At 36.8% G+C, this 15,098-nt stretch carries 11 protein-coding genes, 1 other RNA gene and 1 pseudogene; 10 read left to right on the top strand and 3 right to left on the bottom strand.

The features are described from left to right. Positions 1-24: 24 nt before the first annotated feature. A complete protein-coding gene (locus AC4D4A_RS07915) occupies positions 25-702 on the bottom strand; it encodes a nuclease-related domain-containing protein (RefSeq protein ID WP_490995398.1) in 678 nt (225 codons plus the stop codon). Between the two features lie 327 nt (positions 703-1,029). On the opposite strand from AC4D4A_RS07915, the pseudogene AC4D4A_RS07910 reads away from it, so the two are divergent. After that, positions 1,030-1,212 (top strand): annotated as a pseudogene (locus AC4D4A_RS07910) (KGG domain-containing protein); the annotation flags it as partial. 61 nt (positions 1,213-1,273) lie between these two features. Here AC4D4A_RS07910 and AC4D4A_RS07905 read toward each other — a convergent pair. Then, complete coding sequence (locus AC4D4A_RS07905; protein WP_490995397.1) at positions 1,274-2,038, bottom strand: YqcI/YcgG family protein; 765 nt, start codon at positions 2,036-2,038, stop codon at positions 1,274-1,276. 174 nt (positions 2,039-2,212) lie between these two features. Here AC4D4A_RS07905 and AC4D4A_RS07900 point away from each other — a divergent pair, with 174 nt between their 5' ends. The 6 genes from AC4D4A_RS07900 (at position 2,213) to AC4D4A_RS07875 (ending at position 9,878) form a co-directional block, all read left to right on the top strand. Next, complete coding sequence (locus AC4D4A_RS07900) at positions 2,213-3,106, top strand: ATP-grasp domain-containing protein (RefSeq protein ID WP_490995396.1); 894 nt, start codon at positions 2,213-2,215, stop codon at positions 3,104-3,106. A gap of 1 nt (position 3,107) precedes the next feature. Further along, positions 3,108-3,980 carry an ATP-grasp domain-containing protein gene (locus tag AC4D4A_RS07895; RefSeq protein ID WP_490995395.1) on the top strand — a complete coding sequence of 291 codons (873 nt, stop codon included), beginning with the start codon at positions 3,108-3,110 and terminating at the stop codon, positions 3,978-3,980. 73 nt (positions 3,981-4,053) lie between these two features. Beyond that, positions 4,054-4,941, top strand: a complete 888-nt coding sequence (locus AC4D4A_RS07890; protein WP_490995394.1) for a TIGR01777 family oxidoreductase — start codon at positions 4,054-4,056, stop codon at positions 4,939-4,941. A gap of 155 nt (positions 4,942-5,096) precedes the next feature. Then, a non-coding RNA gene (ssrS, locus tag AC4D4A_RS07885) (6S RNA) lies at positions 5,097-5,293 on the top strand. Positions 5,294-5,554: 261 nt separating this feature from the next. After that, on the top strand, positions 5,555-9,277 hold the full coding sequence (locus AC4D4A_RS07880) for a SpaA isopeptide-forming pilin-related protein (protein ID WP_490995393.1): 3,723 nt from the start codon (positions 5,555-5,557) through the stop codon (positions 9,275-9,277). A 10-nt stretch (positions 9,278-9,287) separates the two neighbouring features. After that, positions 9,288-9,878 (top strand): class D sortase, encoded by a 591-nt coding sequence (locus AC4D4A_RS07875; protein WP_490995392.1) that lies wholly within the window; start codon positions 9,288-9,290, stop codon positions 9,876-9,878. Between the two features lie 124 nt (positions 9,879-10,002). Here the strand turns inward: AC4D4A_RS07875 and AC4D4A_RS07870 are convergent, their stop codons facing one another. Further along, the gene (locus tag AC4D4A_RS07870) at positions 10,003-11,202 is read right to left on the bottom strand and encodes a dicarboxylate/amino acid:cation symporter (protein WP_490995391.1); all 1,200 of its coding nucleotides are present in this window, start codon (positions 11,200-11,202) and stop codon (positions 10,003-10,005) included. Between the two features lie 322 nt (positions 11,203-11,524). Between AC4D4A_RS07870 and AC4D4A_RS07865 the strand changes: the two genes are divergently transcribed. From AC4D4A_RS07865 to speE, 3 genes are all read left to right on the top strand, one after another. Then, positions 11,525-12,001, top strand: a complete 477-nt coding sequence (locus AC4D4A_RS07865; protein WP_490995390.1) for a hypothetical protein — start codon at positions 11,525-11,527, stop codon at positions 11,999-12,001. A 748-nt stretch (positions 12,002-12,749) separates the two neighbouring features. Beyond that, positions 12,750-14,222: an aminotransferase class I/II-fold pyridoxal phosphate-dependent enzyme gene (locus tag AC4D4A_RS07860; RefSeq protein WP_490995677.1), complete on the top strand. Its 1,473-nt coding sequence runs from the start codon at positions 12,750-12,752 to the stop codon at positions 14,220-14,222. Positions 14,223-14,226: 4 nt separating this feature from the next. Further along, on the top strand, positions 14,227-15,087 hold the full coding sequence (gene speE / locus AC4D4A_RS07855; protein WP_490995389.1) for a polyamine aminopropyltransferase: 861 nt from the start codon (positions 14,227-14,229) through the stop codon (positions 15,085-15,087). Positions 15,088-15,098: the final 11 nt, after the last annotated feature.

Genomic DNA, 15,098 nt, shown 5'->3' with positions numbered 1-15,098 from the left:
AAATGTAAAGTACCTTCGTTATTGTTAGGATTTATATTTCTTTTTGATATCCTCAATATGAGTTTGCTTTATATGATCATTAACTTGTGTATAGCCTTTAAGGGAAGCGTAGGTAGATTCAATTTGTGATCCGGATAGAGCATGATCCGAATCAGATTGTATAGATTGAAGCAATTTTCCCCTTTTGATGACCTTGATAGTTGAAGACTGAATTGCAATTTTTTTTAGCTCACATCGTTCGCTGAATACAATGGTGGATTTAAAGGCTGATTCATGAATGGCAGGGAGTATTCTTTGCAATGCTTTAATATGGGTGCGATTTTGCTTAATGGGGTTATAGAAGAATGTTTTCTTGCCTCCACGCAGGACTTGGCACCATTTATGATCCTGTTCCTTACCAAATATCCAACCACTGTAATTTTTTGATTCCAGGGAATAGATACCAGACGTGTGAATAAGGACTACATCTATTTCAGTTGTACCGCCTTTACCGTTAGGAAGATAAACATTAACCAGTATTCTGTGGAAATCCTTCAGATTATCTAAAACTCTGACGATTAGGTATTCGCCATATAATCCCGTATTAAACCTTACTTTTAAAAAGGAGTTATTCGTTTCTTGTTTATAGGTGCTTTTTCCATACTTCAATTTTTCAATTAACAACATTAGTAAAAATAAAAAAAGAATAATGACTACTATCATGTGTCCTTGACCTCCTTCTAATAGGTTGATTAAATTGTTCGTTCAATATAGTAAACTGCAGTACAATCATACTACTATATGGTAAAAAATAGAAGAGAGGAATTAGAGAAGGAAACGTGTTGACTACAAATTGCTAGTAAGAGAAATACATGAAATTCTAGGAACTTTTAACGACTGAAACTATTACTTCGATTTTAAACATGAAGTTCGCATAACAAGAGAATAACAAAAAGGTTAAATACGTGTAATTATGTTTTTATCTTTTAAAAGAGGATAAATATAGTAGTGTAAGCAACAAAATAATTTCTTAAAAAGGAGCGATTATTAATGGCAGACAAAATGTCTAGAGAAGAAGCAGGACGCAAAGGCGGAGAAGCTACAGCTAAAAATCATGATAAGGACTTCTACCAAGAAATTGGCGAAAAGGGTGGAGAAGCCACCAAAAAAAATCATGATAAAGACTTCTATAAAGAGATTGGTGAAAAAGGCGGTAAAGCCCGCGCAAACAACGATTAAACCTTCATCAGAAATCTGATAATACTATAAGCAATCAAGGAAAAACCATGCTGATTTAGCATGGTTTTTCCTTTTCCTGATTTCCTTTACCTGATGACAATAGAGTATTCCTCATTGGACAAGTTCCTTTGATTGGATTGCAGTCATCCGTGATTAAGTACTGTTTCCATTCTCTCTTGGATAAATCCTCATAGCCACCTAAATCTGGATGATACGGCATGTTTTCAATCTTCTCAACCTTTTTTCTAATAACCTCAATTGCTTTTCTGCCATGTGGAGTAGTATAAGACAAATCAGCAAAAATTCTTCTTGGCTGAAAAATCATGATTAGGCAATCCCCTAGATTTCGGGTAATGCGGTTTTGATAAAAAGGAGCATTGCCAGATACAAAGATAGGTTCTCCGTTGAAAACGAACTCCCAATGGGGATGATCTGGATCGATAGGAATATCATTGGACCATTCTTTATTATCCTGTTCGTGCAAATAGGATAAAACATTCCAAAAATAGGCGTTATAATAATCATAATCAAGATGCTGATGATTAAGTTCAGGTTCTACGAAAAGAACCAATGCATACCGAATAGATGGGTTCTTCCTGGAAAGTTTGAGAAACTCGCTAAGTGTTTGTGGAAGCTTAGAAAAATTATGATTCTCACAATACGTATAGCGGAGGAGACCATCTCGCTCTGCTTTCATGCCAAAGTGACATGGAAATTGATTGTCACTGACAGTAGAATTCCAATAATCATAGGCCTCATTCAGCCACCTCGGAAGAAGATTCCCCTTTTTAAAATCAGAACTAATCAGTAAATGGTTCATAAATTAAACTCCTTGATGTATTTTTACGTACGTGTCAATTAGGGATAATTTCATCATATGAAAATGATTAGAATGGTTGCTTTGTTCGATTAGATTAATTATGAAATTCTTCAATTCTCCCTGGTTTGATATAATGAATCAAACGACGAATGTATAGTAAGGAGTATCTTCAAAATGGAAAGAAAGTACGGTTGGTTAATTTATAATGGAAGTTTGCTGTCTCCAAAATTTATGGAGATCCATGATTGGTATAAAGAGTCAGCTGCAAAAAAAGGAATCACTCTCGATTTAGTCAAAAATACGGAAGTATTCTCCGTTATCGAAGGAAATCAAACCATTATTAAAAGTGAGAGACAATATGCACAGCCGGATTTTATTTTGTTCTTAGATAAGGATATACGTCTGGCGAATCAGTTGGAACAAATGGGTTATCGATTGTTTAACAAGGCATCTGTAATTGAAGTGTGTGATAACAAAATCATGACATTCCAGGCACTGGCTAATCATTCATTTAAATTACCGAAGACTATATTTTCCCCTCTGAGTTTTACAGATGTATTAGAAAAGGATCCTTCATTTATTGATTTTATTGAAAGGGAATTATCCTATCCCATTGTCATAAAAGAGGCCTATGGATCCTTTGGTGAGCAGGTGTACCTGGTACAAACCCGTGAAGAATTGGAGAAAAAGAGAAAAGAACTACTTCGAATCCCACATCTTTATCAGGAATTCATAAAAAATAGTAAAGGCAGAGATGTAAGAGTTCATGTAGTAGGTGACAAAGTGGTAGCGTCCATGCTGCGTACTTCCGAAATAGATTTTAGAGCAAACGTGACAAATGGTGGGGTCATGCATGAATACGTTCTACCGAAAGAATTTGAAGAACTGGCAATTAAGGTAAGTAAAATCATTGGAGCAGATTTTAGCGGAGTAGACCTTTTGTTTGGAGAAGAGGAAGAACCAATTCTTTGTGAAGTAAATTCAAATGCTCATATAAAAAATATTTATGATTGTACAGGTATTGATGTAACTGAGCATATCTTCGATTATATTTTACGGATGGTGTGACATGTTTGAAGGCTTACTAATCTATAAGCGAGCGGACTATGATAAAAATAAATGGTTTGCCAATCAGTTTATCAATAATAGTCATCAGCACAATCTTAATATCCAGCTTGTATTTGCAGAGGAACTGAGTTTAATAATTGATAATGGAAGATTGTCCGTTTATATGAGGGATGGGAATTCGCTTCAACCGGATTTCGTTATTAACCGCACCCGAGACAGTCAAATAGGCCTTCATTTTGAATTAATGGGGTGCAGAGTTTTTAACAATTCTCAGGTGACGGATATTTGTAATCATAAAGCTAAAACACATCAACTGATTAATAGCCATGGAATAAAATCTGTGAAGACGGCGATCTCATTCACTGAGGGACAGTCGCTATTAAATTATCCACTTATTTTGAAGACCAACAGTGGCCATGGCGGTACCGATGTTTTTAAAGTAAATAGCAGAATAGAATTAACTAAGCATATGGAGAAGCTTAATAAGGGGGATATTATCCTACAGGAAATGTGTGATAATCCCGGTGTTGATGTGCGGGTCTTCGTACTGGGCAGAGAGATTATTGGAGCGGTTAAACGTTATTCCAGCAATAGTTTTAAATCCAATTTTTCACTTGGCGGAAAAGCTGAGCGTTATACTTTGTCTGAGAACCAGGTGAAATTAGTAAATAAAATAGGTACGTTATTTGATTTTGACTTTGTAGGAATCGATTTCCTCATCGGCCAGGACGGAGAATTCCTGTTTAACGAAATAGAAGATGCAGTAGGTACCCGTACGCTTTATCAACAATATGACTTTGATGTTGTGCAGTTGTATCTTAAGTATATTAATAAACAAATGGTTGACAGTGCGCAAAATAATCCTTTTATTTAAAAAAATGTAAAATATTTGATAAAATATTAGTGATATACTTCACTTCACAAAAATGAGGTAAAGGGATGAGTGGATGAGAAAGAAGGTTGTAATTGCTGGGGGAACAGGTTTTATTGGTCAGTATTTTGAGAAGCAGTTTCATTCAATGGGATATGATGTGCTGATCATTTCCAGAAGTAACGAACATATTAACTGGCATAATAATGGTGAAATAAAGGAAGCGCTTGAAGGGGCCGAGTTATTGGTTAATTTGGCTGGAAAATCGGTAAATTGCCGCTATAATACCAGTAATAAGCTAGAAATTGTCATGTCTAGAACTGAAACAACAGCTATATTGGGTAATGCGCTCCTTGAGTGTACGGCTCCACCTCCTTTGTGGATTAATTCAAGTACTGCCACCATATACAGACATGCGGAAGATCGACCTATGACAGAGAAAAAGGGAGAAATCGGAAGCGGCTTTTCAGTTGATGTTGCGAAAGCGTGGGAAGAAACATTTTTTAGCTTTGAACTACCGCATACAAGGCAAGTTGCCTTAAGAATTGCAATCGTATTAGGGGAAAGCGGCGGAGTAATGACTCCGTATAAAAATCTCGTTACATTTGGTCTTGGAGGGTATCAGGGATCTGGACGACAAATGTTTAGCTGGATACATATAGAAGATTTATATCAGATTGTACTCTTTCTTAAGGAGAGAGAAGAGTTGGAGGGGATATTTAATTGCTCATCACCCCATCCAGTCACTAATAGCGAATTAATGGCATGTCTACGGAGCAGTATGAACAGAAAATTAGGCCTCCCCACACCAGCATGGATGCTTAAAGCAGGTGCAGTACTGATCAGAACGGAGCCGGAGCTTGTTCTAAAAAGCCGTTGGGTACTCCCCGAAAGGCTTGAACAAGCTGGGTATATGTTTAAATATAAAGAATTAGAAAGTGCATTAAAAGAAATTATCAGATGAGATAGTACATTAACTCCGCCTCTGTTATCGGGTTTGTTATAGAAGATAATTCGTGGTACCTCTAGAACCGATACTTCCATGCATTTAGAAATTATATATTTAATATGGAAGTCATCTCCATTGCATTTAAACGCTTTGAGGAGTATCATACTTAATACGAGCTACATTGTACGTAATGCATAATTTAAGTTTTAACCTTTAAGCTGTAATAGGGAGTTTTATTATAAAGGCTGGAATGACAAGCCTCTGTCTATATGACCTGGAGGACAAGCAGAAAAGCTTTTGCGAACACCCACTTGGAGAAGTGGTGGTTTAAAACTTTCTTATATGTAACGGCAAAAGTGGCTTATCAAAACCAATTCCAATTAGGAATTGGTTTTTTTAATGTCTTCAACACACTTCAATTTACATTAAGCAGCTAAAACCAATCCTGTTAAGGGTTGGTTTTTGTTAAAATAATATAATAATATAATGAATTAAATAACATAAATACATAATTTATTGATTTTTTATAAAATTATTAATAAATTAATAATATATTGATATATTATTAATTGGTGGATAAAAAGGTTGCTTTACAAATTATATTGTCAAAATATTTGGAGGAATGAGAATGAGGAACAAGCTGTTTATTTTTTCAATCATATTTTCGCTATTTATTTCTTGGCTGCCAGTATCAAACACACAGACAGCTGCTGCAACCACTTACGCTAACTTAGGTGTAGCGAATGATTTTAATGTTTTTGTTTTTAATGATCATATTCAGATGGAATGTGATGCAGAGGGAAGAGTTGCTGTAGGAAATAAAGCAGAATATAAAAGTTATGGTGTGGGTGCAGGGATAACTCCTCAAATAATCACTACTGACCGGGATGACTTAATTGTTGGGCAGTCAATTTATGCAGATGGTGGTGAGAACCATTGGGGAAATACTGTAATTGGAACGAATGGAATAATTGAGAAATATACAATGAATAATGCAAATGGACAAAAACCTTTGAGAAAAGATGTGAGTGATTTTTTTGCTCAGGCTGAAACAGATTTAAAGAACAAATCTTCTATATGGTCACAATTGACACCTAATGGTATAGCAGAGAATCTATATTCTACACTGACATTAAAAGGTGGTGATCCAAAATTAAATATATTTTCACTGACAACGGAGGACTTTCAAGATGGTAAGGTGACTTTATTTAAGTTAGATGTACCAGACGATGCAGCAGTTTTGATAAATGTATTTGGTACAGATTTAAAATTATCCGATTTTGCACTAAAAAAAGGCGAACAAGATTTATCACCATCAGATGGAAGTAGAATTTTATGGAATTTCCCAAATTTAATTAACTTTGATATGAGTCGTATTAGTATGGTAGGTTCAGTATTGGCTCCATATGCTACATTAGCACCAAAAGGTACTGGTCAATTAAACGGAACACTTATTGTTGAGAATTTTATAAATAAAGTAGGATCAGGGATTGAAGCACATCATCATCCTTTTAATGTAATGTTGCCGATAGAAGATAGTGTACAGAAAGGAAATATCGAATTCACTAAGGTTGAAAAAGGCACAGAGATAAAACTGGAAGGTGCTCTTTTTGGACTCTATGATAATGAAACATGTGAAGGTGAGCCGCTAGCTAAGGTAGAATCAGATGCAGAGGGGTTGGTGAAATTTGAGAATATCCCATATGGCACATATTATGTGAAGGAACTTAAAGCCCCTGAAGGTTATCAGATATCCGAGGATGATACTAGAACTGTTACAGTAGATAAAGAAGTTATAACTACAGAAAAGTTTATTAATGAGCGAATCAAGGAATTGATAGGATCTATCGAATTCACCAAAGTAGATAAAGAGACAGGTAAAGGATTAGAAGGAGCAGTCTTTGGTCTTTTCGAAAACAAGAATTGCGAGGGAGAGCCAAAGGCAAAAGCGACATCTGATACAGAAGGGTTAGTAAAATTCGAGCAACTCCCATATGGCACATATTATGTGAAAGAAATCACAGCACCGGAAGACTATCAGCTATCTGGGGAAATCAGAACTATTACAGTAGATAAAGAACTTGTAACTACTAAAAAGTTTATTAATGAGCGAATCGAGGAGTTAGTAGGATCTATTGAATTCACCAAAGTGGATAAAGAGACAGGTAAAGGGTTAGAAGGAGCAGTCTTTGGTCTTTACGATAACGAAAATTGCGAGGGAGAGCCGAAGGCTAAAGCGACATCTGATACAGAAGGATTAGTAAAATTCGAGCAACTCCCATATGGCACATATTATGTGAAGGAACTCACAGCACCGGAAGACTATCAGCTATCTGGGGAAATCAGAACTATTACAGTAGATAAAGAACTTGTAACTACTAAAAAGTTTATTAATGAGCGAATCGAGGAGTTAGTAGGATCTATTGAATTCACCAAAGTGGATAAAGAGACAGGTAAAGGGTTAGAAGGAGCAGTCTTTGGTCTTTACGATAACGAAAATTGCGAGGGAGAGCCGAAGGCTAAAGCGACATCTGATACAGAAGGGTTAGTAAAATTCGAGCAACTCCCATATGGAACATATTATGTGAAGGAACTCACAGCACCGGAAGACTATCAGCTATCTGGGGAAATCAGAGCTATTAAAGTGGATAAAGAACATGTAACTACAGAAAAGTTTATTAATGAGCAAATCAAGGAAATGGTAGGATCTATCGAATTCACCAAAATAGATAAAGAGACAGGTAAAGGATTAGAAGGAGCAGTCTTTGGTCTTTACAATAATGAAAATTGCGAGGGAGAGCCGAAGGCAAAAGCGACATCTGATACAGAAGGGTTAGTAAAATTCGAGCAACTCCCATATGGCACATATTATGTGAAGGAACTCACAGCACCGGAAGACTATCAGCTATCTGGGGAAATCAGAGCTATTAAAGTGGATAAAGAACTTGTAACTACTAAAAAGTTTATTAATGAGCGAATCGAGGAGTTAGTAGGATCTATTAAATTCACCAAAGTGGATAAAGATACAGGTATAGGCTTAGAAGGAGCGGTCTTTGCTCTTTACGATAATGCGGAATGTAAGGGAGAGGCAAAGTATAAAGCAACGTCTAACGGTGATGGTTTGGTAAGATTTGCAGGTGTCCGATATGGCAAATATTATTTGAAGGAAATTAAAGCACCTGCAGGCTATCAGGCTTCCGATACAATTTTGCCAATTGAAGTGAATAGTAGCCATCTAAATTTAGGTGAAATCGAAGATGTAGCACTAACTGGAACGATCGAATTCACCAAAGTGGATAAAGAAACAGGTAAAGGCTTAGAAGGAGCGGTCTTTGCTCTTTATGATAATGCGGAATGCCAGGGAGAGGCAAAGTATAAAGCAACGTCTAACGGTGATGGTTTGGTAAGATTTGCTGATGTCCGATATGGAAAATATTATTTGAAGGAAATTAAAGCACCTGCAGGCTATCAGGCTTCCGATACAATATTGCCAATTGAAGTGAATAGTAGCCATCTAAATTTAGGTAAAATTGAAGACGAAGCACTAACTGGAGCGATCGAGTTCACCAAAGTTGATAAAGAAACAGGTGATGGGTTAGAAGGAGCAGTCTTTGCTCTCTACGATAATGCGGAATGTCAGGGAGAGGCAAAGTATAAAGCAACGTCTAACGGCAATGGGTTGGTAAGATTTGCAGATGTCCGATATGGAACATACTATTTGAAGGAAATTCAAGCACCAGCTGGTTATCAGTCATCTGATAAAATTATAAAAATCGAAGTAAATGAAAGCTACCTAAATTTAGGTAAAATTGAAGATGAAGCAATCAAGGATCCAACAGGATCTATCGAACTCAAAAAAATCGATTCCAAAGATAAAAAAGTTCTTGAAGGAGCAGAGTTTGAACTCTATCAGGATGGAAAGGTCATTAAGACAGGAAAAACAGATAAAAATGGTAGTCTGAACTTTGAGAACTTATCATATGGAACCTACGAGATTAAAGAAACGAAAGCTCCAAAAGGATACCAGCTTTCAGATGAAGTGAAACATGTTGAAATTAAGAGCGATAAAAAAGTAGTAATTGAATTTGAAAATACGCTCATTAATCAATCTATAATGCCTGAATCACCAAGTGATAGTGAATCACCTAATCAACTAGTTGATTCAGATTCCAATGCAATTTCTTCTGATGAAGTTATGACTGGATCAGACAGTAAACAGCAGACAAGTGAGGGCATGTTCCTTAATGGGCTACCGCAAACAGGTGATGCTCTTACAAGGACTTTAATTGTACTTGGTCTTATTTTAGTATTCGCGGGAATTATATTCTTGACTAAACGCGCGAAGAACTGATTGAGTCCATATGAAAAAAATTGGTGGTTTGTTATTACTGGTTGGTATTGGTTGCTTGCTGTATTCTTTTTACATTGAAGAAAAGCAAAAAGAAGATATTAATCAATTACAATCAGCATTAGAAGCAATTCAAAATACGGATAACTTGGCTGATTCAGAGTCAATCAAAGAAGAAGTGAGCACATCTTTAAATATCGATGAAACAGATCTTTCAGATGTTCTCACGCTTACTATCCCATCCATTAATTTGGAGGCACCTGTGTTGCCGGAAACAACACAGGAAAGCCTGGATGTTGCCTTAACCCAGATTAAAACGAACCAAGTACCTGGACATGATAATTTCACTATTGCTGGCCATAATAGTGCGGTATATGGAAGACATTTTAATCGTCTGAATGAAGTAGGAAAGGGGGATGTAATCTATTTAATAGATGGAAAGAATGAATTCGTTTATCAAGTTGAATCAAAAAATATTATAGATCCTCAAGATGTAGAAGTATTAAATGATACCCCGGTAAAAAGGGAGATAACGTTAATTACTTGTACATTAAGTGGAACTAAACGAATTGCGGTAAAAGGACAATTAATTTCAAGCAAATAAACATAAAATAAAGACTTCTATCTCCTAGACAGATAGAAGTCTTTATTTTGTATACACCCTTTTGAGCAAAAAAACAGACACAAAGTAAAGGAGTACACCAGGTTTGTGTCTGTCTTATATTAAATTAAACAAAATTTTCGATTTGTTTCGTTTGAATTGATTCTTTATTATCTTTCGGAACAAATCGCTCCGTAAGTGCTGAGATAGCGCCATCACCTGTTACATTGCATGCTGTTCCAAAGCTATCCTGAGCAAGGTATAACGCAATCATGAGGGAAAGCATATTGTCAGAGAAGCCGAGCATGGATTCTAATAAACCAAGTGCAGCCATAACAGCTCCTCCTGGAACTCCCGGTGCCGCTATCATTGTGACACCAAGCATTAATATAAATGGTAGCATTTGTGTAAAGCTGGAATCCGTCCCCTGTAACAGCATGACTGCCATCGCACAGCTAACGAGAGTAATGGTACTACCGGATAAGTGGATAGTTGCTAATAGTGGAACCGTGAAGTTTGCTATCTTTTCTTTAACGCCCATTTTTTTAGTCCGATCCACAGTAACAGGAATCGTTGATGCGGAAGACTGCGTTCCTAAAGCTGTAAAGTACGCCGGTAACATAGTCTTAAGCATTTTAAATGGATTTTTCTTAGAGGCTGCTCCCGCAACTGTATACTGTATGACTAACATAAACAAATGTAAAGCAATGATCATCACAAATACTTTAGCAAATACGCTTAGGATAGACGCAATTTGACCGCCCTGAGTCATGTTTGCGAATATACCAAAGATATGAAAAGGTAGAAGAGGGATAATAATCGTATTAATTACCTTCACGACAATCTCTTTGAATTCTTCCATTACATTCAGAAGTGCCTCTCCTTTGATAGAAGCCATCCCCACACCAATTGTAAAGGCTACAAGCAAAGCCGTCATAACTCCCATTACAGCAGGCATTTCAATTGTAAAATATGGAGTGAGTAAAGCTTCCTCAGGATTTGCAAAGCTTTGAGCAGTCTGGTTTTTTAATATAATTGGATACAATGCTTTGGCAACGAAAAAAGCTATTAAGCCAGCCATTATTGTAGAAGCATAGGCTAAGCCAGTTGTGATACCAAGCATTTTACCGGCACCTTTCCCCATCATTCCAATTCCTGAAGCAATAAAACCGATGATAATAAAGGGAATGATAAATTCTAAAAAGCTGCTAAAAAGCCCGTTGAAAGTAGTGAAAATACGAAGCATCCAGGCTGGGGCAATCATTCCTATACCAATACCGAGAAAAATAGCCAATATAATCTTGGGTAATATACCGAATCGTTTCATGGTGTCCTCCTTATAAATACAGTTGTACTCTATATGTGGATTATACAGAAAAATGAATTAAAAAGTAACCTTTATGCTTAAAAAGAATAAAATAATATTTTTGGTTGGTGGTTGAAGTTAAATCTCTTAAATTTGGGATATACATATTGGTTAAATAATATAAATGAAAAAGCTATAGGGGGAGCAGAGAAAACGTTTTTTAAATTCAATATATTTCCATATAATGATATAATTGATTGGAGATATATAATCATTCTCTATTCCTTCATCTGTTTTTGCACTTTAAATAGTGAGTGATTGTGTGTATGAAAGGAGGAGAAAAATGCTAGGGATTCTGGAGTTTCAGTTAATCAAAATTATAGTTAATATCTTCGTTATTCTCGCTATCTTTTGTTTTGCCCTCCTTTTTACGAAGCAAGCTGAGTATGTTGAAAGCATAAAAAGAAGTGCGATTACCTCTGGAGAAAAGAGAAGTTCCCTTATTAAAAGAATGGCTTATGGCGCAGTTTTAGCTATCATTACTATTTTAATTGAGTATATCTTGGTTTATTATCTGTCGGGTTATTTTGAAGTAGAGATTAACGAATTTAGTTTTATATTCAGTATCTTTGTTTTGTGTTTTTTCTTAATGATAGGAGTGGGCCCACAGGAATATACTGAACCAACCACTAATAATTATTGGGTTAGACAAGAGTTATACTGGACTCTCAGCAATAAAGAATTTGATATATTGGGAAAACCATTTTTAATAGGGGCTGTAACTTTTTTTCTCATCCATTTAGTTTACTTCATTGCCTAGTTCCTCATTGTTTGATCTAATTATGATATTCTATCCGCCTCCATCTAGTCTTCTTAAATGGTAAATAGTCATTTCTTGTATAAATCCGTTCCAATGACCTATGGAGAATCTTAATTATTTTTGGTAAAAATATATAATTATATATAGATAGAATGGTTTATTTAGGTTTTAAAGGTATAAAAAGTTAATTGTATATATTGCTAATTTTTTCATAAACTGATAATATTAGGACGTTGTTATTTTGGAAAGCAAATATTCAAATAGTTAGAGTCTTTCCAAGCAGATAAAAATTGACCACTATCCCACGGGAAGTTAAGGCCATACGGACAGCCGGGTCAAATGCCGACAGGCAACATTAGTTGCCCTATTGATTGAGTTAGAAGCTCAAATTTTATAAGTTGGTTACTTTATAACCAGTACGACATAAATCGTGCAAAACTTGTGAAACGGTCAATAAGAGTGGTAAAAGTATTTATTTGCTATTTAGACTCTGATTTCCTTTTTAGGTATGTTGAATATTAAAAAGCTTTTCAGACATAAAATTCATTGGATTTTATGTGTGGCAATATGTCTGTTTTTATATATGCTTTTTAATAGGATAATAATATCTACAAGCAAGTGATGTGCAATGAAATGCGCGTACACTTGCTTTTTTGTTGTCTTTTAACTTTTTTAATTAATATAAATCCCCCCATAAAGTAAAACCAAAGGGAAGTGTGGAGAATTTTCAGCGAGAGGAAGTTTTGTGATGAATGAACAAGGAAGATTATTTCGTCTTTCGCAGGGGCGGGCGCCTATTTATGAAGCATTGGAAGAGTTCAAGAAAAAGCGGATTGTTCCTTTTGATGTACCCGGTCATAAACGCGGGAGAGGTAATCCTGAATTGACAGCTTTTTTGGGTGAGCAAGCGGTTAGCGTGGATGTAAACTCGATGAAGCCGCTTGATAATCTCTGTCACCCGGTGTCCGTCATTAAAGAAGCAGAAGAATTAGCAGCTGAAGCATTTGGTGCTGCACATGCATTTTTTATGGTGAATGGAACGACATCTGCCGTACAGGGGATGGTCCTGACAGCTTGTAAAGCGGGAGATAAGATTATTCTTCCCCGAAATGTTCATCGCAGTGTCATCAACGCACTTGTTCTATGTGGTGCCGTGCCGGTCTATGTAAATCCGGAAATGGATAAAAATCTAGGAATCGCGCTTGGTATGTCTTTCAGCCAGGTGGAAAAAGCGATTAAAGAAAACCCAGAGGCTAAAGCTATCTTGGTCAATAACCCAACCTATTATGGAATCTGCTCAGATTTACGAGGGATTGTGAAGCTTGCCCATCAGCATAATATGCTTGTTCTTGCAGATGAAGCACACGGAGCACATTTGTACTTTGCAAAAAACCTACCCGTGAGTGCCATGGCTGCTGGTGCAGATATGGCTTCAGTCAGCATGCATAAATCCGGGGGGAGTTTGACGCAAAGCTCATTTATGCTAATGGGACCCTCTGTGAATGTCGGTTATGCAAGGCAAATTGTTAATCTGACACAAACGACTAGCGGATCGTATTTGTTACTTTCAAGCTTAGATCTTTCCCGAAGAAATCTAGCGTTAAATGGAGAGCGGATTTTCGATGATGTTATTAATCTTGCAGAATATGTGCGGAATGAAATCAATCAAATTGGTGACTATTATGCCTTTTCGAGAGAATTAGTGAATGGAGATAGCATATTTGATTTTGATGTAACTAAGCTCTCGGTACATACATTAGATATCGGACTAGCGGGAATTGAGGTATATGACTTATTGCGAGATGAGTATGATATCCAGATTGAATTTGGAGATATAGGCAATATTTTGGCCTATGTATCTGTTGGTGATCGGAAAAGGGACGTTGAACGTCTGATCAGTGCCCTTTCAGAAATACGCCGCCGCTATTCAACTGATAAATCAGGTCTGATTACACAAGAATATATTGATCCGGAGGTTGTGATTACACCGCAGGAAGCATTCTATGCGGATAAAGAATCATTGACTCTGTGTGATACAGAGGGACGGGTGTGCAGTGAGTTTGTGATGTGCTATCCTCCAGGAATTCCAATCCTTGCACCAGGTGAAAGAATTACGAAAGAAATTATTGAGTATATTGACTATGCAAAAGCGAAAGGCTGTTCCATGACAGGACCGGAAGACCTTGCTATTGAACGTCTGAATGTACTGAAGGGAGTGTGACAGCATGGAATTATGGTTTCATGAACGTAGCACGGCAGAAGTAAAACTTTCCATCAAGGTGGACAAACATTTATACAGTGAACAGAGTGAATTTCAGCGGATTGATATTTTTGAATCGAACGAGTTTGGGAGATTTTTGACCCTGGACGGTTATATGATGATGACTGAAAAAGATGAGTTTATCTATCATGAGATGATTACCCATGTACCAATGGCTGTTCATCCAAATCCTCGGAAGGTTTTGGTCATTGGTGCGGGAGATGGCGGTGTTGTGCGTGAGCTAACCCGTTATCAACAGATTGAACATATTGACATGGTGGAAATTGACGAAAAGGTAGTAGAAGCCTGTAAAAATTATTTGCCGTTAACAGCTTCCAAGCTTGATGACGAACGGGTTCATATTCATTATGAGGATGGGCTGAAATTTGTTCGATCCTGTGAAAATCAATATGATTTGATCATCGTGGATTCAACCGACCCATTCGGACCGGGTGAAGGCTTGTTTACGAAAGAATTTTACGGTAATTGCTACAAGGCCTTACATGAAGACGGAATTATGGTGAATCAGCATGAGAGTCCGTTTTATGCAGAAGACAGGGCAGCGATGCAAAGGGCGCACCAACGGATTATCGACTGTTTTCCAATTAGCAGGGTATACCAGGCACATATCCCTTCCTACCCATCCGGCCACTGGTTGTTTGGATTTGCATCCAAAAAATATCAACCTCTTTCAGATTTAAATCAAGAGGCTTGGAAACAGTTGGGTATTAAAACACGCTATTACAATCCTAATTTACACCGTGGTTCCTTTGCTTTGCCAACGTATGTAGAGGAGCTGCTGAAGGAAGTGGAAGATATTCCATGAAAATCTTCTAG

The sequence above is a fragment of the Pradoshia sp. Z5_111 genome, assembly GCF_058267535.1.
This window is presented reverse-complemented; position numbering and strand designations above follow the sequence as displayed.